Consider the following 25,175-nt stretch of genomic DNA (forward strand, 5'->3'; position numbering starts at 1 on the left):
CCATTCCAAACTCAGGGATTCGCTTTTTTATCTATCCTTTCAGATGTATCCCATAACATCCAAAAATTTCTACAAACTGCCGAAAGGTATCTTTCTGTTTTCACTTCTTTTTTCTCTCCATTTGGGTAAGCAAGAGGGTGATATGTCACATCAAAGCGAGAAGAGTAATCAGCATCTGTTGAGTAACTGGAAACCGGAAAACGCGCAATTTTGGGAGAATAAAGGGAAACATATCGCACGTAGAAACCTGTGGATTTCCGTGGCGTGTTTGCTTCTCGCGTTTTGTGTATGGATGTTGTTTAGCGCTATTGCGGTAAATCTTAATAAGGTCGGATTTAATTTCAGCACCGATCAGCTTTTAATGCTAACGGCATTACCTTCTCTTTCCGGCGCGATATTGCGTGTCCCCTACTCTTTTATGGTGCCGATATTTGGCGGACGTTACTGGACCGTGTTAAGTACCATTATCCTGGTCGTACCCTGTGTCTGGCTTGGGATCGCCATCCAGAATACCGCTACGCCTTACTGGGTCTTTATCATCATCGCACTGCTGTGCGGTTTTGCCGGGGCCAACTTCGCTTCCAGCATGGGAAACATCAGTTTCTTCTTCCCGAAAGCCAGACAGGGCAGCGCGCTGGGCATTAACGGCGGGCTGGGTAACCTGGGCGTGAGCGTGATGCAGCTGGTTGCGCCGCTGGTGATTTTCCTGCCGATGTTTACCTTTCTCGGCGTTCACGGCGTCCCCCAGGAGGATGGCTCGACGATGTGGCTGGCGAACGCGGCGTGGATCTGGGCCCCGCTGCTGATTCTTGCTACCCTTGCGGCGTTTTTTGGCATGAACGACATCGCCAGCTCGAAAGCGTCCATTGCCAGCCAGCTTCCGGTGCTTAAGCGCTTTCACCTCTGGCTGCTGAGCCTGCTTTATCTGGCAACCTTCGGCTCGTTTATCGGTTTCTCGGCAGGCTTTGCTATGCTGTCGAAAACCCAGTTTCCGGACGTAAATATCCTCCACCTCGCCTTCTTTGGCCCGCTGATCGGCGCTCTGGCGCGTTCGGCTGGCGGAATGATTTCAGACAGGCTGGGCGGCGTACGGGTGACGCTGATCAACTTCGTCTTTATGGCCATCTTTAGCGCCCTGATTTTCCTGACGCTCCCCGGGTCTGGTTCAGGCAGTTTTATCGCCTTCTATCTGGTCTTTATGGGCCTGTTCCTCACCGCAGGCCTGGGCAGCGGCTCGACCTTCCAGATGATCGCGATTATCTTTCGCCAAATCACCCTCGACCGCGTGAAAAAACAGGGCGGGAGCGACGAACAGGCACAGCATGAAGCGGTGACCGAAACGGCTGCCGCGCTGGGCTTTATCTCTGCCATCGGTGCGGTAGGCGGGTTCTTTATTCCCAAAGCCTTTGGCACATCCCTGGCGATGACCGGTTCCCCGGTGGGCGCCATGAAAGTCTTCCTCGTGTTTTACATCGTCTGCGTGCTCGTCACCTGGCTGGTGTACGGCCGCAAATCCTCACAAAAATAATAACTACCTCTTCGCCGGAGCGTGATGTCTCACCCTCCGGCCATGCTATCGAAGCAGGAGAAATGTCATGAGCAAACTGTTGGACCGCTTCCGTTACTTCAAAACAAAAGGCGACAGTTTCGCCGATGGGCACGGGCAGGTGTACCACACCAACCGCGACTGGGAGGACAGCTACCGTCAGCGCTGGCAGTTCGATAAAATTGTGCGATCCACCCACGGCGTTAACTGCACCGGCTCCTGTAGCTGGAAGATTTATGTCAAAAATGGCCTGGTGACCTGGGAAACCCAGCAGACCGACTACCCGCGCACCCGCCCTGACCTGCCTAACCACGAACCGCGCGGCTGCCCGCGTGGCGCAAGCTACTCCTGGTATCTCTACAGCGCCAACCGTCTCAAGTACCCGCTGGTACGCCGCAGGCTGATCGAACTCTGGCGAGAGGCGCTGGCGCAGCATACCGATCCGGTGCTGGCCTGGGATGCCATTCAAAACGATCCGCAGAAAGCGCAGAGCTACAGAAAAGCGCGCGGAAAAGGCGGTTTTATCCGCTCAAACTGGAAAGAGCTTAACCAGCTGATTGCTGCCGCCAACGTCTGGACCATCAAAAACTACGGCCCGGATCGGGTAGCCGGTTTTTCCCCCATCCCGGCCATGTCGATGGTCTCTTATGCCGCCGGTACGCGCTATCTCTCCCTGCTCGGCGGCACCTGCCTGAGCTTCTATGACTGGTACTGCGATCTGCCTCCGGCGTCGCCGATGACCTGGGGCGAACAGACCGACGTGCCGGAATCGGCGGACTGGTACAACTCCAGCTATATCATTGCCTGGGGCTCGAACGTGCCGCAGACGCGCACCCCGGACGCCCACTTCTTTACCGAAGTGCGTTATAAGGGCACCAAGACCGTCGCCATTACGCCGGACTTCTCGGAGGTGGCGAAGCTCAGCGACCAGTGGCTGGCCCCCAAACAGGGTACCGACAGCGCCCTTGCCATGGCGATGGGCCATGTGATCCTTAAAGAGTTCCACCTCGATAACCCGAGCGAGTACTTCCTCAACTATTGCCGCCGCTACACCGACATGCCGATGCTGGTCCTGCTGGATGAACAGGCTGACGGTCGCGTGGTGCCGGGCCGCATGCTGCGCGCGTCGGATCTGGCCGACGGGCTGGGTGAAACCAATAATCCGGAGTGGAAAACCATCGCCTTTGACGTGGCCGGAAATCTGGTGGCGCCGAATGGTTCCATCGGCTTCCGCTGGGGTGAAAAAGGCAAATGGAACCTGGAGTCGCTGGCCGCGGGACAGGAAACCGAGCTGACGCTTTCCCTGCTCATCACCCACGACAGCGTGGCAGACGTGGCCTTCCCTTACTTCGGGGGCAACGAGAATCCGCATTTCCGCAGCGTGAAGCAGGAGCCGGTGCTGACGCGCCGAGTACCGAGTAAAACCCTGACGCTGGCCGACGGCAGCCAGAGACGCGTGGTTAGCGTGTACGATCTGGTGCTCGCAAACTACGGCCTCGATCGCGGTCTGGAAGACAGTAACGCGGCGACAAACTACGCCGAGATAAAAGCCTACACCCCGGCCTGGGGCGAACAAATTACCGGCGTCCCCGCTTATCTGATAGAAAAAATCGCCCGTGAATTTGCCGACACGGCGCACAAAACTCACGGTCGTTCGATGATCATTCTCGGGGCCGGTGTGAACCACTGGTACCACATGGACATGAACTACCGCGGGATGATCAACATGCTGGTCTTCTGCGGCTGCGTCGGGCAGAGCGGCGGCGGCTGGTCGCACTATGTCGGCCAGGAAAAGCTGCGCCCGCAAACCGGCTGGCTGCCGCTGGCCTTCGCGCTGGACTGGAACCGTCCGCCGCGCCAGATGAACAGCACATCGTACTTCTACAACCACGCCAGCCAGTGGCGCTATGAGAAGCTCACCGCACAGGAACTGCTTTCTCCCCTTGCAGACGCATCGAAGTTTACCGGTCACCTGATTGATTTCAATGTCCGCGCCGAGCGCATGGGCTGGCTCCCTTCCGCGCCGCAGCTCAACCTCAACCCGCTGCACGTTAAGGCCCGGGCGGACGCCGCCGGGATGTCGCCGCAGGACTATACCGTGCAGGCGTTAAAATCGGGCGATATCCGCTTCGCCTGTGAACAGCCCGACAACGGCAAGAACCACCCGCGCAATCTGTTCGTCTGGCGCTCGAACCTGCTCGGCTCGTCCGGGAAAGGCCATGAGTACATGCTGAAATACCTGCTTGGCACCGAAAGCGGTATTCAGGGTGAGGATTTAGGCTCAACGGACGACGTGAAACCTGAAGAGGTGGAATGGCAAACCGCCGCCATTGAGGGCAAGCTGGATCTGCTGGTGACGCTCGATTTCCGTATGTCCAGCACCTGCCTGTTCTCGGATATCGTCCTGCCCACCGCCACCTGGTATGAAAAGGACGATATGAATACCTCGGACATGCATCCGTTTATTCACCCGCTCTCCGCAGCCGTTGACCCGGCGTGGGAGTCCCGCAGCGACTGGGAGATTTACAAGGGCATCGCCAAAGTCTTCTCTGAAGTGTGCGTCGGACATCTCGGCACCGAAACTGACCTGGTGCTACAGCCGCTTCAGCATGACTCCCCGGGGGAGCTGTCGCAGCCTTTTGATATTCTGGACTGGCGCAAAGGCGAGTGCGATCTGATCCCCGGCAAAACGGCACCGAACATCGCCGTGGTCGAGCGTAACTACCCGGAAACCTACGAGCGCTTTACGGCCCTTGGGCCGCTGCTGGACAAGCTCGGCAACGGCGGAAAAGGCATATCGTGGAACACCCAGAATGAGGTCGATTTCCTCGGCAAGCTCAACTACGTCAAGCCTGACGGCCCGGCGAAAGGTCGTCCGCGCATCGAGACCGCCATTGACGCTTCAGAGGTGATCCTCGCCCTTGCGCCGGAAACTAACGGTCAGGTCGCGGTCAAAGCCTGGGAAGCCCTCGGCGAACTGACCGGACGCGATCACACTCATCTGGCGCTGAACAAAGAAGATGAGAAAATCCGCTTCCGCGATATTCAGGCGCAGCCGCGCAAAATCATCTCCAGCCCGACGTGGTCCGGCCTTGAGAGCGAGCACGTCTCCTATAACGCAGGCTATACCAACGTTCACGAGCTGATCCCGTGGCGCACGATTTCGGGCCGCCAGCAGCTGTATCAGGATCATGCCTGGATGCGCGCCTTCGGGGAGAGTCTGGTGGCCTATCGTCCACCGATTGACACCCGCAGCGTTACCCATATGCGCGAAATCCCGCCGAACGGATTCCCGGAAAAAGCGCTTAACTTCCTGACGCCGCACCAGAAATGGGGCATTCACTCCACCTACAGCGAAAACCTGCTGATGCAAACCCTGTCGCGCGGGGGGCCAATCGTCTGGATCAGCGAAACCGACGCGCGCGAGCTGGGCATTGAGGACAACGACTGGATCGAAGCCTTTAACGCCAACGGCGCCCTCACCGCCCGCGCGGTGGTCAGCCAGCGCGTGCCGCCGGGCATGACCATGATGTACCACGCTCAGGAGCGCATCCTCAACATTCCGGGGTCAGAAGTAACCGGACGGCGCGGCGGGATCCACAACTCGGTCACCCGCGTCTGCCCGAAACCGACCCACATGATCGGTGGCTACGCGCAGCTGGCGTACAGCTTCAACTATTACGGCACCGTCGGCTCGAACCGCGACGAGTTCATCATGATCCGTAAAATGAAAAACATTAACTGGCTGGACGGCGAAGGTCGGGATCAGGTACAGGAGGCGAAAAAATGAAAATACGCTCACAGGTTGGCATGGTTCTGAATCTCGATAAATGCATTGGCTGCCACACCTGCTCGGTCACCTGTAAGAACGTCTGGACCGGGCGCGAAGGGATGGAGTACGCGTGGTTTAATAACGTCGAAACCAAACCGGGTATCGGCTATCCGAAAAACTGGGAAGATCAGGATGAGTGGCAAGGCGGCTGGATCCGCGGTATTCACGGCAAGCTGACCCCGCGCCTCGGCGGCAAAATGGGCGTGCTGTCGAAGATTTTCGCTAACCCCGTCCTGCCGCAGATTGACGATTACTATGAACCCTTCACCTTCGATTACCAGGATCTGCACCGCGCGCCAGAGGGCGATCACCTCCCTACCGCCCGCCCGCGCTCGCTGATTGACGGCAAGCGAATGGATAAAATCGAATGGGGGCCCAACTGGGAAGAGCTGCTGGGCGGCGAGTTCGAAAAACGCGCCCGCGACCGCAATTTCCAGAAGATCCAGAAGGAGATGTACGGCCAGTTTGAAAACACCTTCATGATGTACCTGCCGCGCCTGTGCGAGCACTGTCTGAACCCCAGTTGCGTTGCCACCTGCCCGAGCGGTGCGATTTACAAGCGCGAAGAGGACGGCATTGTGCTGATTGACCAGGACAAATGCCGCGGCTGGCGTCTGTGCATCAGCGGCTGCCCGTACAAGAAAATCTACTTCAACTGGAAGAGCGGCAAGTCAGAGAAGTGCATCTTCTGCTACCCGCGCATTGAGTCCGGTCAGCCGACCGTCTGTTCGGAAACCTGCGTCGGGCGCATCCGCTACCTTGGCGTGCTGCTGTATGACGCGGACCGTATCGAGGAGGCAGCGAGCACCCAGCATGAAACCGATCTGTACGAGCGCCAGTGCGACGTGTTCCTTAACCCGAACGATCCGGCGGTGATTGAGGAAGCGCTAAAACAGGGTATTCCGCAGAACGTCATCGACGCGGCACAGCGTTCCCCGGTTTACAAAATGGCGATGGACTGGAAGCTTGCCCTGCCGCTGCATCCGGAATACCGCACCCTGCCGATGGTCTGGTATGTGCCGCCGCTGTCACCGATTCAGTCCTACGCGGACGCGGGTGGTTTGCCGCAGAGCGACGGCGTGCTGCCTGCTGTCGAAAGCCTGCGCATTCCGGTGCAGTACCTGGCAAACATGCTCAGCGCGGGCGATACCGGTCCGGTGCTGCGCGCCCTGAAGCGCATGATGGCGATGCGCCACTACAAGCGTTCCCAGACAGTGGAAGGCGTTACCGACACCCGCGCCATCGAAGAGGTCGGCCTGACGGAAGAACAGGTAGAAGAGATGTATCGCTACCTGGCGATTGCCAACTACGAAGACCGCTTCGTGATCCCGACCAGCCACCGCGAAATGGCGCGCGACGCCTTCCCGGAGAAAAACGGCTGTGGCTTCACCTTTGGCGACGGCTGCCACGGTTCCGACACCAAATTCAACCTCTTCAACAGCAGCCGCATTGACGCGATCAACATCACCGAGGTGCGTGAACACGGGGAGGGAGAATAATGCAAATCCTCAAAATCATTGCGCTACTCATTGAGTATCCCGATGAGCTGCTGTGGGAAAACCGTGACGAAGCGCTTTCCCTGGTGGAACAGGACGCGCCCATGCTGCTGCCGTTTGCGCAGCAGCACCTGAGCGCCCCGCTGCTGGATAAGCAGGCCGAATGGTGCGAAGTGTTTGAACGGGGGCGCGCAACCTCGCTACTGCTGTTCGAACACGTTCACGCCGAGTCCCGCGATCGCGGTCAGGCGATGGTCGACCTGATGAGCCAGTATGAGAAAGCCGGCCTTCAGCTTGACTGCCGCGAGCTGCCGGACTATATGCCGCTCTATCTGGAATATCTCAGTATCGTCAGCGATGACGAGGCGCGTGAAGGGCTGCAAAACGTCGCGCCGATCCTGGCGCTGATTGGCGGCCGGCTGAAACAGCGCGAGGTGGCGCATTACCAGCTGTTTGACGCCCTGCTGACGATGGCCGGTACACGGCTGTCCAGCGACAGCGTGGCGAAGCAGGTGTCTGGTGAAAAACGGGATGATACCCGTCAGGCGCTGGACGCCGTGTGGGAAGAGGAACAGGTGAAGTTTATCGAAGACAACGCCACATCGTGCGACAGCTCGCCGATGCAGCAATATCAACGACGCTTTAGCCAGGACGTCGCGCCGCAGTACGTGGACGTCAGCGCCGGAGGCCCAAAATGACACATTACCTGAACGTGTTTTTCTATGACATTTATCCGTACATCTGCGCCACCGTGTTTTTCCTTGGCAGCTGGTTGCGCTACGACTACGGGCAGTACACCTGGCGCGCCTCGTCGAGCCAGATGCTCAGCAAGCGCGGTATGAACTGGGGCTCTAACCTGTTTCATATCGGGATTTTGGGGATCTTCTTCGGGCATTTGTTCGGCATGTTAACTCCGCACTGGATGTACGCCTGGTTTTTACCCGTCGCGGTTAAGCAGCAGCTGGCGATGATGGCGGGTGGTGTGTGCGGCGTATTGACGCTGGTTGGCGGGTCGATGCTGCTTTACCGCCGCTTGTTCAACCAGCGGGTGCGTGCCACGTCCACCACGCCGGATATTATCATCATGAGTATCCTGCTGCTTCAGTGCATCCTTGGGCTGTCGACCATTCCTTTCTCCGCCCAGTATCCTGACGGAAGCGAGATGATGAAGCTGGTCGGCTGGGCGCAGGGGATCGTGACGTTTAAGGGAGGCTCGTCAGAAATGCTGAGCGGCGTCGCGCCGATCTTCCGCGTGCATCTGGTGCTGGGGATGACGATCTTCCTTATCTTCCCGTTCACCCGTCTGGTGCACGTGTGGAGCGCGCCGTTTGAGTACTTCACCCGTCGCTATCAGGTAGTGAGATCGCGCCGTTGATTTGTCGGGTGGCGGCTTCGCCTTACCCGACCTACGTTTCAAGCCGCTGTAGGCCCGGTAAGGCGTAGCCGCCACCGGGCTATTTACCTGCCTGTGGATGCGTATCAAACCCCGCCATCACGGCCGTCATCTCTGCCAGGGTAAAGCCGTGCTTCGGGTCATCAACGCCCAGGCCAAACCGCGCCTGCATCAGCTTATACAGCGCCTCCGCATCCGGCAAATGGATCTGCTCCTCCACATGCCCGTTCTGCCAGTGGGTAAAATTAAAGTTGGTCAGCGTCAGCTTGCCCCCGTCCGGCAGGTGGCGACACATCAGCAGGTGATGACGGAAATGGGACTGCGGCCAGTGCGCCGACCAGAAGTTTCCCATCACGTAATCGTTGAAGTATTGGGTCGCCAGGTCGAAGTGGTACATCGACTGCCAGTGCTCGTGATGGCGGAATTGCAGTACCCAGTCGTTACCCTCGCTCAGCAAACGATAACGCCCGTGTGGGGTTTCCTGTTCCTCGTTGGCGATCAAACGAATCGGCGCCGTCAGCGTTTGTCCGCCAAATCCCACATCGGCGATCCAGCGCTCGCCGTTCAGCTCAACCAGCAGCAACCGGTGCGTGCGTGGCGGCATCTGCGACGGATTGGCCAGCACAACCCGCCCCAGCACGCTGCGCACCGTAAACCCGACTTCGCGCAACACCCGCTCAAACAGGCCGTTTTGCTCGAAGCAATACCCCCCCCGACGTGCGGTGACCAGTTTATCCACCAGACACCCGTCGTCCAGATGGATTTCCCGCGGCAAAACGACGTCAATATTTTCGAAAGGGATTGCACAGTTATGGTGTAAATGCAGCCCCCGCAGGGTATCGATATCAACCTGTACGGGCTGCTGCCAGCCCGTGCGGGCGAAATAAGCACTCAGAAATGGGGACATGATTTGCTCCAGGATGTGATATCCCCTGTTTATAAACTATTTTCCCTTATGCATATGCGCAAAAGTGCTTTTTCGTCATACTCATCGTGTACATGAGGAGATCCTATGAACCACTTTCGCCCTGTTGAATTACGCCATGCCAGCCGTCTTCTGAATCACGGTCCAACCGTGCTCATCACCAGCCGGGATGAGACCATCGATCGTCGCAACGTCATGGCCGCCGCATGGTCTATGCCGGTGGAATTTGAGCCCCCGCGTATCGCGATTGTGGTAGACAAAAGCGCGTGGTCACGGGAGTTGATCGAACGCAGCGGGAAATTCGGCATTGTGATCCCCGGCGTGGCGGCAGCCAACTGGACCTGGGCGGTCGGCAGCGTCAGCGGGCGCGACGAGGATAAATTTAACTGCTACGGGATCCCGGTTATTTATGGCCCTGAGCTTGGCCTGCCGGTTATAGAAGAGAAATGTCTGGCGTGGATGGAGTGCCGGTTATTACCTGTAACCTCTGCGGCCGAGAAATATGACACTCTGTTTGGCGAAGTGGTTTCCGCCGCGGCGGATGAACGCGCATTTGTCGCCGGACGCTGGCAGTTTGACGGGGATAAGCTGAATACGCTGCATCATCTGGGTGCGGGTACGTTCGTCGCGAGCGGGAAAATGGTGAAGGCGCTGGATTAACGCACCTCAAAAAAGAAAAGCCCTCTTCCTGAGGAAGAGGGCTTTTTATTACTTCACACGCTTCGCAATAATCTCATCCGCCACATTCCGCGGAGCTTCCGCAAAATGATGGAATTCCATCGTATACGTCGCGCGCCCCTGGGACATCGAGCGCAGCGTGGTGGCGTAGCCAAACATCTCAGCCAGCGGGACGTCAGCGCGAATAATCTGGCTGCCGTACTGCTCTGCCATCCCCTGCACCAGGCCGCGACGGGAGGAGAGATCGCCCATAATGTTCCCGGCGTACTCTTCCGGCGTTTCCACCTCAACGTGCATCACCGGCTCAAGAATAACCGGATCCGCCCGCCTAGCGCCCTCTTTGAAGCCGAGGATCGCCGCCATGCGGAAGGCCATCTCCGAGGAGTCAACGTCATGGTAGGAACCAAACGTCAGGGTCGCTTTCACATCCACCACCGGATAGCCCGCCAGCACTCCCGTATTCATGGCTTCTCGCAAGCCTTTTTCCACCGACGGGATGTACTCCCGCGGCACCACCCCGCCTTTGGTGGCATCTTCAAACACAAAACCACTCCCGGCGGCTAACGGCTCAAGGCTCAGGACCACATGACCGTACTGCCCTTTCCCGCCGGACTGTCGGACAAATTTCCCTTCAATATCCTTCACCGCTTTACGCAGGGTTTCACGGTAGGTGACCTGCGGACGACCAATGTTCGCCTCAACGCCAAACTCGCGCTTCATGCGGTCGACGATGATCTCCAGATGCAGCTCGCCCATCCCGGAGATAATGGTCTGTCCGGACTCTTCGTCCGTGTGCAGGCGGAACGACGGATCTTCCGCAGCCAGGCGCTGTAGGGCAATCCCCATTTTCTCCTGATCGGCCTTGGTTTTCGGCTCAATCGCCAGCGAAATAACCGGGTCCGGGAACTCCATCCGTTCAAGGGTGATCACCGCATTCGGGTCGGTCAGCGTGTCACCGGTGGTAACGTCTTTCAGCCCGACACAGGCTGCGATATCCCCTGCACGCAGCTCGTCCACCTCATGGCGATCGTTGGCATGCATCAGCACGATGCGCCCGATACGCTCTTTCTTGCCCTTCACCGGGTTGTACACCGCGTCGCCTTTGCGCAGTATGCCAGAATAGACGCGGATAAAGGTCAGCTGGCCGACGTACGGATCGCTCATCAGCTTGAAGGCCAGCGCCGAGAACGGTTCATCATCGCTTGGGTGGCGCTCGGCGTGCTGTCCGTCTTCGTCTACCCCATCAATAGCGGGCACGTCCAGTGGAGACGGCATCAATTCAATCACCGCGTCGAGCATGCGCTGCACACCCTTGTTCTTGAAAGCGCTGCCGCACAGCATGGGCTGTATTTCACCGGAGATGGTCCGGACGCGCAGCCCCTGGATGATTTCTGCTTCATCCAGTTCGCCCGTCTCAAGGTACTTATCCATAAGCTCATCGCTGGCTTCTGCCGCAGCCGAAACCATTTTTTCTCGCCACGCTTGGGCGGTACTCAGCAGATCGTCAGGGACTGGCGCATAGCTGAACGCCATGCCCTGCGTCGCATCGTCCCACAGAATGGTGCGCATCTTGATGAGATCCACCACGCCGGTGAAGTGTTCTTCTGCCCCCACGGGGATCACAATCGGGACCGGATTGGCTTTCAGCCGCTCCTGCATCATCCGCACCACGCGGAAGAAATCTGCGCCCGGGCGGTCCATTTTATTGACGAACGCCAGACGCGGAACATGATATTTATTCGCCTGACGCCAGACGGTCTCCGACTGCGGCTGCACACCACCGACGGAGTCATAGACCATTACCGCGCCGTCGAGCACACGCATGGAACGTTCCACCTCAATGGTGAAATCCACGTGCCCGGGGGTGTCGATAATATTGATGCGGTGCGGTTCAAAGCCTCTGTCCATACCGGGCCAGAAACAGCTCACCGCCGCCGACGTAATGGTGATCCCGCGCTCCTGCTCCTGCGCCATCCAGTCGGTGGTTGCCGCGCCATCGTGTACTTCACCCAGCTTGTGGCTCATCCCGGTGTAAAACAGGATGCGCTCAGTGGTGGTTGTTTTGCCCGCATCGATATGCGCGGAGATACCGATGTTGCGATAACGTTCGAGTGGAATGGGTCGGGGCATGTTATTTCCTTAAGTCTTCATGACTGGTTTGTGACGACCGGGATGGTCGCGTGTTCGTTCGTTTGTTATAATAGTCCCATTGTACGAGTATTATCGAACTATTTTTTAACGGTTGACCTATTGTTGATATAGCTCAATCTCACGCGAGACGCAGGAAAACGATGATCCCAAACCACCCGGAACCTGAACAAATAGTGTTGGAAAATGTGCTGTTCGCCCTCGGCAATCCGCTGCGATTAGCGATTATCCGCAGGCTGGCCGACGGCAGCGAACTGAGCTGTAACGCACTGCGCCCGGAAGAGGTGGTGAAATCCACTATGACTCACCACTGGCGCGTGCTGCGCGACAGCGGTGTGATCTGGCAGCGCCCGCAGGGGCGCGAGAATATGATCTCACTGAGAAGAGAAGATCTGGACGCCCGTTTTCCTGGGCTGCTGGCGATCCTGCTCCAGGCTAAGTAGCGGCAGCGTCCTCAAGACGATAAACCGGAATCCGCCGTGTTGTTCCGGTAAGGGTGTCGAACACCTCCGTATCGGACGTGACTATTCTCATCCCGGTCTTCCTTAACCGCTGCACCTCGGCGGCTATGCGCTGGAGGCCAAACCAGAAAAGCCCGTCAAGCGCGGTGACCGCAAGCCCCTGTTCCAGCGCCAGCTGGAGGCGCTCGCGGGGGGCTTTCACCTGCTGAGCGATTTGCCGGTAAGGCACTTCCGAACCGCCGGACGCATCGATCCGCTGAATACGGGTCTTCAGGTGGTAGGTAAATTCATCGGGAATGCCGTTCAAATCCCGTTTAAGGCTGTAGACGCAGCCAAACCGCTTCCCGTTGAACAGGACATTTTTTTGACTGAGCTGAAACTCATTTCTGATGCTATCAATCAGCTGCGGTGCACGGGTAAGAAGTAACCGGAAGGGAAGCTCAAAGCTGGTCACATAATCCACATTCAGCAGCGCGAGACGCAGCCGCTCTTCTGCCCCGGATTTCTGGTCATGACATTCGCGCATCACCTCGGCCCACTGGCGCGTCAGACGTTCCGGCTCGCCGGCTTCGGTGAGGACGTATTTTTCTAGATGATAATCGACTCTTCCGGTCATGTGGGGCATCCCGTCAATATGGATGCGGTAATTCTATCCAGCGCGGCAGGATTTATAAAGGGCGGAGCGCACCGGCATCCGCCCTGCCGGGCTACTGCTGGATACTCGACCGGTCCGAAATATCGCTGGCAGAAAAGGTTCTTGCAGTAGACGCGACCTGTTTTTTGCGTTTATACCGGTCCGGCTGGCCTTCAGGGCGGGTTTTGAACCGGCGATGCAGCCACATATATTGCTCAGGCGCCATCATCACGGCGCGCTCAATCGCTCTGTTCATTTGCGTGGCCACCGACGCTTTGTCGCCTCCCTGCAAGGTATCGCTAATATCTTCCAGAATAATCAGCTCATACCCTGTGCCGTCTGCTTTTCTGCGCGGTACAAACGGGATCACGGCCGGTCTGGCACTTTTCACCAGCATGTAGCTCCCGGCAGTTGTCGCGGCGTCCGGGACGGCAAAAAACGGCACAAACACGCTATTCGTTTTGCCATAATCGTGGTCCGGGGCATACCACAGGATCTCGTTTTGCTTCAGCGCGCGGATCATGCCCTTCAGGTCATAGCGGTCAAGCATGGTTTTATTGGAACGCAGACGACCGCGCGTTTGCAGCCAGTCGAGCAACGCATTATTGTTGGGACGATACACACCAATACCCGCGTTAAGCATGCCAAAGATGCGTGCGCCTAATTCCAGCGTGAGAAAATGCATGCCAATGAGCACCACGCCCCTTCCTTGCGCCCGCGCCTGTTCCATATGTTCATAGCCGGTTACGCTGAAGTGTTTCCGTACGCGCCAGTCTGGCCAGAACCACGCTATCCCCGTTTCGATGACGCCCATTCCAACCGATTCAAAATTACGCTCAAGTAAACGCTCGCGCTCGTCCTCTTTCATATCAGGGAAGCAAAGCTCAAGATTTCGTCTGGCGATCTCCACGCGACGTGGAAGCAGGCGCATAGCCAGACGCCCAAGCCCGTGACCTGTTTTCAACAGCAGCGGGTACGGAAGCTGAACCGTGCACCAGAGCGCGGCAATGCCTGCCCAGCTGAGCCAGTAACGAGGATGAATAAAGGCGAGTGAAAACTGAGGTAATTTTGTCATGGAAAAATTATCCTTTTACTAATTTGTACTTAATCTGGTGCAGTTGCAGTGCTTACCTGCTGATTTAACGAATATTGTTCGGAAGGATGAATTGTAGCGGAATCGTTATGGTTTTTATTATCGATTTTTGCGAAATGGAATAAAAGCGAGGAGCGCCGGGTGATATTGCACCACCCGGCAGGCAAGTTACATCGAATAACCGGGCTTCTTAATCAGTTCATCCAGTTTCGGGCCGATCTCGGTATCCCAGACCTGCGCCTTCCAGTCAGCTTCCTGAACCTCCTGAAGCGCCACGGAGATTGAGCGATCTTTGCTGTTCAGATGACGGGCGATCGCTTCGGCGATATCCGCCGCCAGGGCCGTTTTTTGTTCGTCAGTCAGATCGCGTGGAAAACATTTGATATCAACGTGTGGCATGGGCAGGGCTCCTTTTATAGGTGAGCGTTCCACGTTATCAGATTATATCGTTAGCTTTTAGCACCTTGTGCAGTTCCGGCAGCGCGCAGACGGCATCCGCGACGGCGGTAATATTAGGCGTGTTAGTGGCAAACCACTCATGACGTGGCCCCCAGGTACGCGCAACGGCAATATAGACGTCAAGCAGCGTCAGCTGTTTGCCAAACGCAAACGGCGAGGCGCTGAGCTGGCTGTCGAACCACAGATAGAGCGATTTTCGGTACTCAATGCAATTTTTCTTCAGCTGTTCCGGGGCATCAGGCACCCAGCGTTCCGGGTAATCTGCATACGTAAAGGTGGGATAGACGTTCGCCACAAACCAGATGAGCAGGCGCTGAAACTGCTGGCGCTCGGCCTGCCCTACGGGCGGCGCGAGGTCGGGACGTCTGTCGAGCACCATCAGGGCGATCGCTGCGGTTTCCGTCACGATCGCCCCATTTTCCAGCTCCAGCGTCGGCACCTGGCACAGCGGGTTCAGTTTCAACAGCAATTCGCGCTGCGGGCCGGGCTGGTCAAACCCGTCCACGTTGACGAACTGATACGGGATGTCTGCCAGAGTCAGCATCACTTCACTGATTGCCGATCCCCAGCCGGGTACGCCATAGAGTTTGATCATGTTGCCCCCTCAGGGATGAAAACCCTAAGTGTAGAGCACCATTAGTAGGTTATCCCGGGCGGGTTAACGTCAGAAGACGTCACCGCTTCGCCCGCCTCCCCCCAGCGCGCCAGCACCTTTTGATACTCCCCGCGCTTAATCGCACCGTCCAGCGCAGCCTGCAACGCATACACCAGCCCATTACCTTTTTTGGTTGTGGTGGCGACATAGGCTTTCTTCGGCCCTAATCCCACGACGCGGGTTTTGCCGGTTAACGCGGCTTTGTAGGCCGAAACGGACTGCGGTCCAAAGAAAACATCCGCCCTGCCGGACTGAATATAAAGATTGCCTGAGGCGTCGTCGGTCAGATAAACCGGCAACGCAGGCTCGCGCCCGGCCTTTTTATTCTCTTCGTTCCAGCCCAGCAGAATACGTTCCTGATTGGTGCCTGACCCGACAATCACCTTTTTACCGGCCAGATCTTTCGCACGGGTGATCGACTGTACGTTGCTGGTGGATTTCACCGAGAAGGCGAGGGAATCGACGCGATAGGTCGCAAAATCGAACTTCGCCTTACGTTGCTCGGTGACGGCGATATTCACCAACGCCACGTCATAACGCCCGGAAGTGATCCCCAGCGGCCAGTCTTCCCACGCCGTTGGCACCAGCTTCAGCTTCAGCCCCAGACTGCCCGCCAGCAACCGGGCGATATCCGGGTCGCTGCCAATACGGGTGCGGTTATCACTGGCCAGCAGCGCCAGCGGCGGAGAATTCAGGGCTGAAATCGCCACCGTGAGGGTACCCGGCTCAACAAATTTATAGTTCGCCGGGATTTTCGCCACTGCCTGTTGATCAACCGTCAACGGCAGCGGCTGTTCGTTGGCCTTTAAATCAATGCTGGCGTAGCTCGCCGTCGTGAAGACCAGCCCCGCCAGGAGTCCATATTTCATCTGCGCTCCTTACAGCACTTTTGAGAGGAACTGGCGCGTTCGCGGATGCGACGGTCGGTTTAACACGTCGTCGCTGCTGCCCTGCTCCACAATTTTACCGTCGACCATAAATACCACCTGGTCCGCCACTTCCCGGGCAAAGCCGATCTCATGGGTGACCACCACCAGCGTAGTGCCGGAACGGGCGAGCTTTTTAATCACGTCCAGCACTTCGCCAACCAGTTCCGGATCCAGCGCCGAGGTGGGTTCATCAAACAGCATCACGCGCGGGCGCAGCGCCAGCGCGCGGGCAATGGCGATACGCTGCTGTTGGCCGCCGGAGAGGTGACGCGACCAGGCATCGGCTTTATCGCGCAGACCTACCACATCCAGAAGGCTGTAGGCGTTTTCAACAGCCTCTTTTTTACTGAACTTTTTATGCGCGATGGGTGCTTCAATCAGGTTTTCCAGCACCGTGAGATGCGGAAAAAGATTGAAGTTCTGAAACACGTACCCAACGTTGACGCGCTGTTTAAGGATCTCTTTCTCTTTGAGCTCGTAGAGTTTGTCACCCTGACGGCGATAGCCGATGTAATCCCCGTCAATCTGAATAAAGCCTTCGTCTACGCGCTCAAGATGGTTAATTGTGCGCAGCAGCGTCGATTTTCCCGATCCAGAGGGGCCGAGGATCACCGTCACGGAGCCCGGCGGGATCTCAAGCGTGACGTTATCGAGCGCTTTATGTCGGCCAAAAAACTTACTGACGCCGGTAATGGAAATGTGTCCTTCAGGAGAGGCTTGCATGAACAGGCTCCTGTGCTGGCGAAGTGGTGACGGAGCGCGCGCGACTGGCCGCCCGGTTCTGGTTAACGGCGGAGCGGCGCTCGCTGCGGGCGAGTCCACGCTCAATAACATGCTGGATGGCAGACAGTACGGTGGTGATCACCAGATACCAGACGGCCCCCACCATCAACAGCGGGATCACCTCCTGGGTGCGGTTGTAGATCATCTGGATCGTGTAGAACAGTTCCGGCATCGCCAGCACGTAAACCATCGCCGTCCCTTTGGCGAGGCTGATAATTTCGTTAAACCCGGACGGCAGGATGGTGCGCAGCGCCTGCGGGAGAATTATGCGCACCGTGCGACGCCATGCCGGCAGACCTAGCGCAGCGGCCGCCTCATACTGACCGTGGTCGACCCCAAGGAACCCCCCGCGAATGATCTCCGCAGTATAGGCGCTCTGCACCAGCGTCAGCCCCACGATGGCGGTAGAAAACTGCCCGAGAACATTGATGGTTTCAAAGCTGCCCCAGGTAATGCCGGTAAAAGGCACGCCGAGAGAGAGCGTGTCGTAGAGATAGGAGAAGTTATAGAGGATAATCAGCACCACGATCAGCGGCAGCGATCGGAACAGCCAGATGTAACCCCACGCCAGGCTGCTCAACAGCCATGATGACGAGAGCCGCGCCAGCGCCAGTATGCCGCCAATCACCACGCTCAGTACGGTGCTTATCAACGTCAGCAGCAGCGTCTGGCCGACGCCTTCGAGGATCACCGGGTCGAAGAACCAGCGGGCAAATACCGCCCATTCCCAGCGCGGATTAAAGGCCACGGACTGGATCACGACCGCCAGCACAAACAGCGCCACCACGGCGCCAGCAGCGCGCAGCGGATAACGTGCCGGGACCACTTTTATGGTTTCAACGTTGCTCATCGTCGCTCCTTATGCGGTTTTGCTGAGCGCTTCGCGGATCAGCGTCTTGGTGAAACGCAGCCGACCGTCGAATGGCGGCTGGCTATACTCTTCCGGATCACGGTTAAGATCGAACTGCGGCTGGTACCCCTGGCTGAGATAGAGCCGCACCGCCTCCGGCTGGCGAAACCCCGTGGTCAGGTAGATGCGGCTGTAGCCCGCCAGCACCGCCCGGCGCTCCAGCTCCTGTACCACGCGCGCGGCCAGTCCCTGCTGGCGCAGCGTTTTATTCGTCCAGATGCGTTTGATCTCTGCGGTATGTTCGTCGAAGGGCTTGTACGCACCGGTGGCGATGATCTCGCCATCGCGCTCCAGGACGATAAACAGCCCCTGCGGCGCCAGGTACCACTCTGTCAGCTCGACTTCCGCATCCTTTGAAAAGTAGTCGCCGTAACGAGCGGCGTACTCACCGAAAAGCCCCTCGATAATGGGCTGAAGATCGGCATCTTCCGGCGAAACGTCACGAAATTGTTCGCGCATAGCGCCTCCTTAATCGCCCAGACCCGCCGGGTTAACTTCGGAACTGGGGATACGCTCCACGCCTTCCCCCCAGCGGTTCAGCACTTTGTCGTAATCTCCGTTCTTGATCGCGCCGTTCAGCGCGGTTTGAACCGGCTCGACCAGGCCGCTGCCTTTTTTCAGCGTCACCGCGATATGCGCCGCCTTCGGCCAGCCGCCGTCGACGCTGCCGACCAGTTTGGTTTTACCGTTAAGCGCCGCTTTCCAGGCACCGATCACGTTCGGGCCAAAGTAGGCGTCCGCGCGTCCGGACTGAAGCGCCAGCGTTTGGGCCGCGTCGTCTTTGGTGTAGATCGGCGTAAAGGGTTTAAGCCCTTTTTTGAGGTTCTCTTCGTTCCATGCCAGAAGGATGGCCTCCTGGTTGGTGCCGGAACCCACGATGATGCGCAGCCCGGCGATATCCTCTGCCTTCACAAGCGAGTTGATCGGACTGGTGGATTTCACGTAGAAGCCAAGTGAATCCTTGCGGTAGGTGGCGAAGTCGAACTTCTCTTTGCGCGCTTTAGTGACGGTGATGTTGCTGATAGCCGCGTCGTATTTCCCGGAGGCAACCCCCAGCGGCCAATCCTCCCAGGAGGTGGGCACCACGTTCAGCTCCAGTCCGAGGCTGTCCGCTACCAGACGCGCGATGTCGACCTCACTTCCCAGCAGAGTTTTGTTGTCGTCGGAAAAGACCGTCAGTGGCGGTTGATTCAGTCCCGCCACCGCCACGGTAAATTTCCCCGGCACGGCAAAACGATAGTCTTTCGGCAGTTGCGCGATCGCATCGCTGTTTTTGGCGGTATTGATCGGCGTTTTATTGGCCTCAATGCTCACGCCGGTGCCGTTAATATTGACGTTCTCTGCCCAGACGGCAGGGGTAAAGGCCAGCGCAAGCGCCAGAATAAGCGATGATTTCTGCATAGCATTTTTCTCTTTTATTGTTGTGTGAACTGATTTTTGGGCTCGTCTAAGCCCAGACTTTCGCGCAGCGTGGTGCCGGGATAGTCGGTGCGGAACAGGCCGCGCGCCTGTAAAACGGGCACCACCTGGTCGACAAAGCGCGGGAAGGTGTCCGGCGTGCCGCCCTGAATGATGAAGCCATCCGCCGCCTTCTCTTCGAACCAGGCCTGTAAACCATCGGCCACCTGCTCCGGTGTGCCGGAAAAACGCGGGCGCGGCGATGCGGCTTCCAGCGCGACCTGACGCAGAGTTAAGTTGCGCTCACGGGCGTTACGCTTGATTTCATCGGTGGTGCTGCGGAAGCTGTTTTTGCCCAAATCGCCAATATCCGGGAACGGCGCGTCGAGGGGATACTGGCTGAAGTCGTGATGCTCGAAATAACGTCCGAGGTAATTCAGCGCATCATTAATGGAGACCAGTGCCGCCGTAGTTTGATACTGGTTTTCTACGTCATCGGCGTCGTTTCCAACAATCACGCTGACGCCCTGGAATATATGTAAATCCTCTGCGCGGCGGCCGTGACTTTCCAGCTGCTGTTTAACATCGCGGTAAAAAGCCTGGGCTTCTTCCCGCGTGTCATGGTGGGTAAAGATGGCGTCAGCGTGTTTTGCCGCCAGCTTTTTACCGTCGTCGGACGCGCCAGCCTGAAAGACAATCGGACGTCCCTGCGGCGTGCGGCCAATATTCAGCGGGCCGGAAACCTGGAAGAAATCACCGTGGTGATCAAGAGTATGCAGTTTCGACGCATCAAAGAACTGTCCGCTCTCTTTATTGCGGATAAAGGCATCCCCTTCCCAGGAATCCCACAGCCCCTTCACCACGTCGAGATACTCATCGGCAATGCGGTAGCGCAGCGCATGCTCCGGGTGTTTTTCGCGGGAGAAGTTCCTGGCTGACCCTTCCAGCGGTGACGTCACCACGTTCCAGCCCGCGCGTCCGTTGCTCAGGTGATCGAGGCTGGCGAACTGGCGTGCAACGGTGAAAGGCTCGCTGTAGGAGGTGGATAACGTGCCGACCAGCCCCAGGCGCGAGGTGATACTCGCCAGCGCGGACAACACCGTCAGCGGCTCAAAGCGGTTTAAAAAATGCGGAATGGATTTCTCGTTAATATAAAGGCCGTCGGCCACAAATATAAAGTCGAGCTTGCCCTCTTCTGCTTTTAAAGCCGTTTCTTTAACGAAATCAAAATTAATGCTGGCATCCGCGACCGCCGCCGGGTGGCGCCAGGCAGACATATTTCCGGATGCACCATGCAAAATGGTCCCCAGCCGCAATTGACGATGTGCAAACATATTCACCTCAAATTAATTAAACGTGTTGCAGGGCTTTTTCCGCGAGCTGAGCAAAATAGCGGGCAGCGGGTTCGATTAATGCTTCGTCCGGGTTAAATGCCGGGTGATGTAACCCAAACGGACTGTTGCTGCCAATGCTGACAAACGCGCCGGGTATTTTTTGCAGATAGACCGCGAAATCCTCCCCGCCCATGTGCAGTTCCGCATGCCGGGTTTCATATCCCGCTTCGCGCGCGATCGAGGTGGCAAACCCGGCCCAGTGCTCATCGTTCACCAGCGCGGTGGGCCCGGCGTACCAGGTGATGTTGATTTGCGCGCTAAAGGCGCTGGCAAATCCGGCGGCGATTTCACCGACGCGCGCTTTCACGTTCTGCTGCACTTCCGTGCGGTGCGTGCGCAGCGTGCCCTCCAGCTCAACGCTTTCCGGCAGCACGTTCCAGGTATTCCCCCCGGCGATGCGCGTCACGCTCAGAACAACCGAATCCAGCGTATTGACGTTACGGCTGGCTACGCTTTGCAGCGCGGTTACCAGCTGGCTTGCCAGCACGATGGCGTCGTTGCCTTCATGGGGACGTGCGGCATGCGCGCCTTTGCCGGTCACGTGAATAACGAAGCGATCAACGTTGGCATAGAACGGGCCGCCGCGCGTGGCAAACTCGCCGACCGGCAGTGACGGCTCGTTATGCATCCCAAAAATCGCGCGTACGTCGCGTAACGCCCCGGCCCGCACCATGCTTTTCGCTCCGCCGAAATTCTCTTCCGCTGGCTGGAACAGGATCCGCACGCGACCGTTGAGCGAGGCTTCCCGCTCTTTCAGCTTTAGCGCGGCGCCGAGGATCACGCTGGTGTGAATGTCGTGTCCGCAGGCATGCATCACCCCGGCGCGCCGGGAGCTAAACGGCACCCCGCTGCGCTCGTCGATGGGTAACGCGTCGATATCGGCGCGCAGCGCAACCAGTGCGTTGCCCGTGCCGATCTCCGCAACCAGCCCGGTCTGGAGATCGTAAGGCAGCGGGGCAATCCCGGCTGCCGTCAGCCACTCGCGCAGGCGCGCCGTTGTTTCGACCTCCTGACCAGAGAGTTCAGGGTTCTGGTGCAGCTCACGGCGCCAGGCAATCAGTTGTTCGCTAAAGCTCATACGGTAACCTCCCTGTTAAGACGCGCCTCGGCCAGCAGTCGCAGGGACTGTACGCGCGTTGCGCCATCAGCGACCGGCGTGTCGATGATAAATTCGTCAATCCCCCACTGCTGATGCAACGCGTTGAGCTGTTCAAGCACCGACGCCGCCGTTCCGGCCAGCAGAGACTGCGCCCGACGCGCGATGCGCACCGGTTCACTCCCCGCCTGCCGCGCGAAGGCGTAGGCCTGTTCTTCGCTGGCGACGGTGACGCGCTGTCCGTTTGCCAGCTCCACGCCCCACACTTCAACCTTCTGCGCCAGCGCATCGGCCTCAGCCTGGGTTGGGGCAACAATGGCCTGCACGGCCACAATCACCTCCCGGACGCTGTGTTGACGCCAGGCTGTGACGACCTCGCGCAGCAGCTCAGGATCACCGTTCAGATGGGCGGCAAAGACAAAATGCCAGTCGAGGGAGGCCGCCAGCAGCGCGCTTTCTGTGCTGGCGCCCAGCAGAAACCCCCGGGCAGGCACCGGCGGCAGCGGCGTGGCGCGAACGTCCTCCTCCGCCGACTGATTTTCAGGGCGGATCCAGCGATCGAGCTGCGTCAGTTGTTCAGCAAAGCTGCCTTTTTCCTGCGGATTAAGGCCGTGCTGCAAGGCGCGGGTAGAGAGCGGCAGACCGCCGGGCGCTTTGCCAACGCCCAGATCAACCCGGCCCGGCGCAATGGCGGCCAGTACGTTAAAATTTTCGGCGACTTTATAGGGGCTGTAATGTTGCAGCATGACGCCGCCTGAGCCCACGCGAATACGTTTTGTTTGCCCGAGGATCCAGGCAATCAGCAGCTCCGGCGAGGGGCTGGCAAGCTGCGGGGTATTGTGGTGTTCGGCAATCCAGAAGCGGTGATAACCCAGCGTTTCTGCCTGTTGCGCCAGTGCTAAGGTTCGCGCCAGCGCATCGGCGGCTGTTTCGTGTTCTGCGACGGGGCTTTTATCCAGAATGCTGATTCGCCATGACATGTTGCGTTCTCGTTTGACTTAACATGTCGTCATTATTAAAGGTGGATTTCACCTCTGAGAAACAATTAATTTACATTTGGATTGCCGGAAAACGGCAATAGAGAGTCTGTCATCGGCGTGATTTGAGCGATGTAATGAGTCTTTCCGCATCCTGCCGTCGGGTAATGCGGAGAAAGCGAATGTGTGCGTACTGCGGGTTTTGTATATCCGCCTCATATCGTTTGCGGTTGCTGCGCCAGGTTTTGATCGTCCAGATGATAATAGAGTCCTTGCTAAGGAACGACCGACGAAAGCTTTCGCGGTTCCCCGTGCCGGGCCAGAGTTCCTGTTTGTGCCAGGCGCGTCTGGAGGCCCGCGTCACCGCCTGCCAGAGCGTGCGGATAAACCCACGATCTATCCACACCACCAGATCGACGTCGCGCCACTTAACGTCGCGTGTGCGGTTGTAATTCCCGTCCAGGACCCAGTCAGGCGAGGCGGCGAGCGCTTTTTCCAGGGTTGCAAGAAACTCATCATCCGGTGTTCCCTGCCAGTTCGCTCGCCAGTAAAGCCTGTCCATCTCAATGTAAGGGATAGCCAGCGCCTCCGCGATTCGCCTGCCAAACGTGCTTTTCCCACTTCCGCTGGTGCCTATGATATTGATTTTCACCGTTCCGCCTGCACATGCTGAAGAAAACGGATCGAATCATAACGTTAATAATTTGTTTACGAAACGCCAGACTACTCGTTTGGATACTGCTCGTCGGTGACCTTCTCCAGCCATGCCACCGGGCTCCCGTCGACAGCTTCTGCGATGGCGATATGGGTCATGGCCGTCTGCGCGCTTGCGCCGTGCCAGTGCTTCACGCCGGGTGGGATCCAGGCGATATCACCCTGATTCAGGGGTTCAGCCTCTTTCCCCCACTCCTGTAACCAGCCGCGCCCCTGCGTCACGATCAGCGTTTGTCCAAGAGGATGCGTATGCCAGGCGGTACGTGCGCCGGGTTCAAAGGTGACGGTCGCGCCGCCGACTTTTGCCGGTTCAGTCGCCTGGAAAGGCGCGTCAATGCGCACGCAGCCGGTAAACCAGGCCTCTGGCCCCTGAACGGAAGGTAACGAACCGCTACGGATAATTTTCATGATTAACTCCTCGTTTGCTGTTGCGTTAACAGTAGCGTAAAGCCATGGGGAGCATTAGAGTGCATAATCAGAAAGGAACCATGAATTCAATTCATAAATCGAGTAAACCGCCATGTTAAAAGACAACTTCAACGATCTGCTTTCCTTTATGGTCGTCGCCCGGGAGCGCAGCTTTACCCGCGCCGCGGCGCAGCTTGGGGTATCTCAGTCGGCGCTCAGCCACGCAATGCGCAATCTGGAAGCGAGGCTGGAAGTCCGTCTGTTAACCCGCACCACCCGTAGCGTGGCTCCTACCGAGGCCGGCGAGCAACTCTTTATGCGCTTAAGCCCCCATCTGCTGGAGATCGAGCAGGAACTCACCGCGCTGCGTGATACCCGCGACAGACCTGCCGGGAATATTCGCCTTACCGCCGGGGAGCACGCCATGTCTGCGGTGCTGTGGCCTGTGCTTAAACCCTTTATGGCGCAGTATCCTGACATCAACGTTGAAGTCACGGTGGACAATGGGCTGACTGATATTGTCGATGGCCGCTTTGACGCGGGGGTGCGTCTGGGTGAGCAGGTGGCGAAAGATATGATTGCCGTTCGTATTGCGCCGGACATGCGCATGGCGGTCGTCGGGTCGGCAGAGTATTTGCAACGTTTCGGCGTACCGGAAACGCCGGAGCAGCTTGATCAGCACCGCTGCATTAATATGCGCCTGCCCACACGCGGCGGATTATATGCCTGGGAATTTGAACGGGACGGACGTGAGCTGCGCGTGCGGGTTGACGGCCAGCTGATCCTCAACAGCCTGCCGCAACGCATCGATGCCGCCGAAAACGGTCTGGGGCTGGCGTACGTCCCGGAAGATGCGGTTCAGGACGCCCTTGCTGAGAGCCGGTTAGTGCGTGTGCTTGAAGCCTGGTGCCCGGCTTTTACGGGATACCATCTGTACTATCCGAGCCGCCGCCAGCACACTACCGCGTTTGCATTACTTATTGCAGCCCTGCGGCATTTATAAGCTCTACCTATAAGTAACTATTAAGTAAACCTGATGATTAAATCAGCATTCGCAGACCTTTTTGCCTAAAAAAACGTCACGATTCAGCGCGTTGTGATCGCCGTCTGCTCTGACCACACGATTTCCTTCGACGAGCATCACTTTCGACACGGTTATATTTTGCGTCACTTAACAATTGCGGGTAGGATGCCTCGCCATGTTTTGCCTTATCCATACACAGAATGACTGGAAAGGCGGCATGTG

General features: G+C 57.7%; 23 protein-coding genes and 1 pseudogene. 8 read left to right on the top strand and 16 right to left on the bottom strand.

Annotation, left to right across the window (positions count from 1 at the left end):
- Positions 1-11 precede the first annotated feature (11 nt).
- Positions 12-239, bottom strand: coding sequence for a hypothetical protein (locus tag ACQG1Y_RS12125; RefSeq protein ID WP_162184634.1), 228 nt, complete (start codon positions 237-239; stop codon positions 12-14).
- Here ACQG1Y_RS12125 and ACQG1Y_RS12130 point away from each other — a divergent pair.
- The 5 genes from ACQG1Y_RS12130 to narI all read left to right on the top strand — a co-directional run bounded on the left by ACQG1Y_RS12130 (position 143) and on the right by narI (position 8,249).
- On the top strand, positions 143-1,528 hold the full coding sequence (locus ACQG1Y_RS12130; protein WP_368740402.1) for a NarK family nitrate/nitrite MFS transporter: 1,386 nt from the start codon (positions 143-145) through the stop codon (positions 1,526-1,528). The two genes, ACQG1Y_RS12125 and ACQG1Y_RS12130, sit on opposite strands and share 97 nt — an antisense overlap.
- Before the next feature lie 67 nt (positions 1,529-1,595).
- Positions 1,596-5,336 carry a nitrate reductase subunit alpha gene (locus ACQG1Y_RS12135; RefSeq protein WP_077580215.1) on the top strand — a complete coding sequence of 1,247 codons (3,741 nt, stop codon included), beginning with the start codon at positions 1,596-1,598 and terminating at the stop codon, positions 5,334-5,336.
- A complete protein-coding gene (gene narH / locus ACQG1Y_RS12140) occupies positions 5,333-6,877 on the top strand; it encodes a nitrate reductase subunit beta (protein ID WP_368740401.1) in 1,545 nt (514 codons plus the stop codon). Before ACQG1Y_RS12135 ends, narH begins: the two co-directional genes overlap by 4 nt.
- Entirely contained in the window at positions 6,877-7,572 is a 696-nt protein-coding gene (gene narW / locus ACQG1Y_RS12145; RefSeq protein ID WP_368740400.1) for a nitrate reductase molybdenum cofactor assembly chaperone, read from the top strand. The genes narH and narW overlap by 1 nt, the downstream gene beginning before the upstream one ends.
- Entirely contained in the window at positions 7,569-8,249 is a 681-nt protein-coding gene (gene narI, locus ACQG1Y_RS12150) for a respiratory nitrate reductase subunit gamma (RefSeq protein ID WP_023303778.1), read from the top strand. Before narW ends, narI begins: the two co-directional genes overlap by 4 nt.
- Before the next feature lie 79 nt (positions 8,250-8,328).
- Here the strand turns inward: narI and nhoA are convergent, their stop codons facing one another.
- Positions 8,329-9,174 carry an N-hydroxyarylamine O-acetyltransferase gene (nhoA, locus tag ACQG1Y_RS12155; RefSeq protein ID WP_063138337.1) on the bottom strand — a complete coding sequence of 282 codons (846 nt, stop codon included), beginning with the start codon at positions 9,172-9,174 and terminating at the stop codon, positions 8,329-8,331.
- Between the two features lie 105 nt (positions 9,175-9,279).
- On the opposite strand from nhoA, the gene ACQG1Y_RS12160 reads away from it, so the two are divergent.
- On the top strand, positions 9,280-9,852 hold the full coding sequence (locus tag ACQG1Y_RS12160) for a flavin reductase family protein (protein ID WP_017382293.1): 573 nt from the start codon (positions 9,280-9,282) through the stop codon (positions 9,850-9,852).
- Between the two features lie 48 nt (positions 9,853-9,900).
- Here the strand turns inward: ACQG1Y_RS12160 and fusA are convergent, their stop codons facing one another.
- Positions 9,901-12,000: an elongation factor G gene (gene fusA, locus ACQG1Y_RS12165; protein ID WP_023296668.1), complete on the bottom strand. Its 2,100-nt coding sequence runs from the start codon at positions 11,998-12,000 to the stop codon at positions 9,901-9,903.
- Between the two features lie 161 nt (positions 12,001-12,161).
- On the opposite strand from fusA, the gene ACQG1Y_RS12170 reads away from it, so the two are divergent.
- Positions 12,162-12,461 carry an ArsR/SmtB family transcription factor gene (locus ACQG1Y_RS12170; protein ID WP_000612740.1) on the top strand — a complete coding sequence of 100 codons (300 nt, stop codon included), beginning with the start codon at positions 12,162-12,164 and terminating at the stop codon, positions 12,459-12,461.
- On the opposite strand, the gene ACQG1Y_RS12175 is transcribed toward ACQG1Y_RS12170, so the two are convergent.
- The 13 genes and pseudogenes from ACQG1Y_RS12175 to ACQG1Y_RS12235 form a co-directional block, all read right to left on the bottom strand.
- On the bottom strand, positions 12,454-13,095 hold the full coding sequence (locus ACQG1Y_RS12175) for a DNA-binding protein (protein WP_032669835.1): 642 nt from the start codon (positions 13,093-13,095) through the stop codon (positions 12,454-12,456). The genes ACQG1Y_RS12170 and ACQG1Y_RS12175 overlap by 8 nt on opposite strands.
- 91 nt (positions 13,096-13,186) lie before the next feature.
- A complete protein-coding gene (locus tag ACQG1Y_RS12180) occupies positions 13,187-14,188 on the bottom strand; it encodes a Kdo(2)-lipid IV(A) acyltransferase (RefSeq protein ID WP_032648397.1) in 1,002 nt (333 codons plus the stop codon).
- A gap of 186 nt (positions 14,189-14,374) precedes the next feature.
- Positions 14,375-14,605: a tautomerase PptA gene (gene pptA, locus ACQG1Y_RS12185; protein ID WP_003857012.1), complete on the bottom strand. Its 231-nt coding sequence runs from the start codon at positions 14,603-14,605 to the stop codon at positions 14,375-14,377.
- Positions 14,606-14,642: 37 nt separating this feature from the next.
- Positions 14,643-15,260, bottom strand: a complete 618-nt coding sequence (locus ACQG1Y_RS12190; protein WP_006810732.1) for a glutathione S-transferase family protein — start codon at positions 15,258-15,260, stop codon at positions 14,643-14,645.
- A 41-nt stretch (positions 15,261-15,301) separates the two neighbouring features.
- A complete protein-coding gene (locus tag ACQG1Y_RS12195; RefSeq protein ID WP_368740399.1) occupies positions 15,302-16,189 on the bottom strand; it encodes a transporter substrate-binding domain-containing protein in 888 nt (295 codons plus the stop codon).
- Between the two features lie 9 nt (positions 16,190-16,198).
- Positions 16,199-16,972: an amino acid ABC transporter ATP-binding protein gene (locus ACQG1Y_RS12200; protein ID WP_017693375.1), complete on the bottom strand. Its 774-nt coding sequence runs from the start codon at positions 16,970-16,972 to the stop codon at positions 16,199-16,201.
- A complete protein-coding gene (locus ACQG1Y_RS12205; RefSeq protein ID WP_033487812.1) occupies positions 16,956-17,882 on the bottom strand; it encodes an amino acid ABC transporter permease in 927 nt (308 codons plus the stop codon). Before ACQG1Y_RS12205 ends, ACQG1Y_RS12200 begins: the two co-directional genes overlap by 17 nt.
- A 9-nt stretch (positions 17,883-17,891) precedes the next feature.
- Entirely contained in the window at positions 17,892-18,401 is a 510-nt protein-coding gene (locus ACQG1Y_RS12210; protein WP_015570459.1) for a GNAT family N-acetyltransferase, read from the bottom strand.
- Positions 18,402-18,410: 9 nt separating this feature from the next.
- A pseudogene (locus ACQG1Y_RS12215) lies at positions 18,411-20,674 on the bottom strand (NtaA/DmoA family FMN-dependent monooxygenase).
- A 16-nt stretch (positions 20,675-20,690) separates the two neighbouring features.
- A complete protein-coding gene (locus ACQG1Y_RS12220; RefSeq protein ID WP_047637313.1) occupies positions 20,691-21,812 on the bottom strand; it encodes an amidohydrolase in 1,122 nt (373 codons plus the stop codon).
- Positions 21,809-22,810, bottom strand: coding sequence for an LLM class flavin-dependent oxidoreductase (locus ACQG1Y_RS12225; protein WP_032653686.1), 1,002 nt, complete (start codon positions 22,808-22,810; stop codon positions 21,809-21,811). Before ACQG1Y_RS12225 ends, ACQG1Y_RS12220 begins: the two co-directional genes overlap by 4 nt.
- Before the next feature lie 109 nt (positions 22,811-22,919).
- Entirely contained in the window at positions 22,920-23,459 is a 540-nt protein-coding gene (locus tag ACQG1Y_RS12230; protein WP_023303788.1) for a shikimate kinase, read from the bottom strand.
- A 71-nt stretch (positions 23,460-23,530) separates the two neighbouring features.
- Positions 23,531-23,929 (bottom strand): (R)-mandelonitrile lyase, encoded by a 399-nt coding sequence (locus ACQG1Y_RS12235; protein ID WP_015570456.1) that lies wholly within the window; start codon positions 23,927-23,929, stop codon positions 23,531-23,533.
- Positions 23,930-24,041: 112 nt separating this feature from the next.
- Between ACQG1Y_RS12235 and ACQG1Y_RS12240 the strand changes: the two genes are divergently transcribed.
- Entirely contained in the window at positions 24,042-24,932 is an 891-nt protein-coding gene (locus ACQG1Y_RS12240) for a LysR family transcriptional regulator (protein WP_368740398.1), read from the top strand.
- Positions 24,933-25,175: the final 243 nt, after the last annotated feature.

It is taken from the genome of Enterobacter cloacae complex sp. 397G4 (assembly GCF_050031515.1).
Classification (GTDB): Bacteria; Pseudomonadota; Gammaproteobacteria; order Enterobacterales; family Enterobacteriaceae; genus Enterobacter; species Enterobacter hormaechei_C.

Coding starts and splice junctions, on each gene's coding strand:
- ACQG1Y_RS12130 (WP_368740402.1), top strand. CDS start 143: ATGTCACATCAAAGCGAGAAGAGTAATCAGCATCTGTTGAGTAACTGG.
- ACQG1Y_RS12135 (WP_077580215.1), top strand. CDS start 1,596: ATGAGCAAACTGTTGGACCGCTTCCGTTACTTCAAAACAAAAGGCGAC.
- narH (WP_368740401.1), top strand. CDS start 5,333: ATGAAAATACGCTCACAGGTTGGCATGGTTCTGAATCTCGATAAATGC.
- narW (WP_368740400.1), top strand. CDS start 6,877: ATGCAAATCCTCAAAATCATTGCGCTACTCATTGAGTATCCCGATGAG.
- narI (WP_023303778.1), top strand. CDS start 7,569: ATGACACATTACCTGAACGTGTTTTTCTATGACATTTATCCGTACATC.
- nhoA (WP_063138337.1), bottom strand. CDS start 9,174: ATGTCCCCATTTCTGAGTGCTTATTTCGCCCGCACGGGCTGGCAGCAG.
- ACQG1Y_RS12160 (WP_017382293.1), top strand. CDS start 9,280: ATGAACCACTTTCGCCCTGTTGAATTACGCCATGCCAGCCGTCTTCTG.
- fusA (WP_023296668.1), bottom strand. CDS start 12,000: ATGCCCCGACCCATTCCACTCGAACGTTATCGCAACATCGGTATCTCC.
- ACQG1Y_RS12170 (WP_000612740.1), top strand. CDS start 12,162: ATGATCCCAAACCACCCGGAACCTGAACAAATAGTGTTGGAAAATGTG.
- ACQG1Y_RS12175 (WP_032669835.1), bottom strand. CDS start 13,095: ATGACCGGAAGAGTCGATTATCATCTAGAAAAATACGTCCTCACCGAA.
- ACQG1Y_RS12180 (WP_032648397.1), bottom strand. CDS start 14,188: ATGACAAAATTACCTCAGTTTTCACTCGCCTTTATTCATCCTCGTTAC.
- pptA (WP_003857012.1), bottom strand. CDS start 14,605: ATGCCACACGTTGATATCAAATGTTTTCCACGCGATCTGACTGACGAA.
- ACQG1Y_RS12190 (WP_006810732.1), bottom strand. CDS start 15,260: ATGATCAAACTCTATGGCGTACCCGGCTGGGGATCGGCAATCAGTGAA.
- ACQG1Y_RS12195 (WP_368740399.1), bottom strand. CDS start 16,189: ATGAAATATGGACTCCTGGCGGGGCTGGTCTTCACGACGGCGAGCTAC.
- ACQG1Y_RS12200 (WP_017693375.1), bottom strand. CDS start 16,972: ATGCAAGCCTCTCCTGAAGGACACATTTCCATTACCGGCGTCAGTAAG.
- ACQG1Y_RS12205 (WP_033487812.1), bottom strand. CDS start 17,882: ATGAGCAACGTTGAAACCATAAAAGTGGTCCCGGCACGTTATCCGCTG.
- ACQG1Y_RS12210 (WP_015570459.1), bottom strand. CDS start 18,401: ATGCGCGAACAATTTCGTGACGTTTCGCCGGAAGATGCCGATCTTCAG.
- ACQG1Y_RS12220 (WP_047637313.1), bottom strand. CDS start 21,812: ATGAGCTTTAGCGAACAACTGATTGCCTGGCGCCGTGAGCTGCACCAG.
- ACQG1Y_RS12225 (WP_032653686.1), bottom strand. CDS start 22,810: ATGTCATGGCGAATCAGCATTCTGGATAAAAGCCCCGTCGCAGAACAC.
- ACQG1Y_RS12235 (WP_015570456.1), bottom strand. CDS start 23,929: ATGAAAATTATCCGTAGCGGTTCGTTACCTTCCGTTCAGGGGCCAGAG.
- ACQG1Y_RS12240 (WP_368740398.1), top strand. CDS start 24,042: ATGTTAAAAGACAACTTCAACGATCTGCTTTCCTTTATGGTCGTCGCC.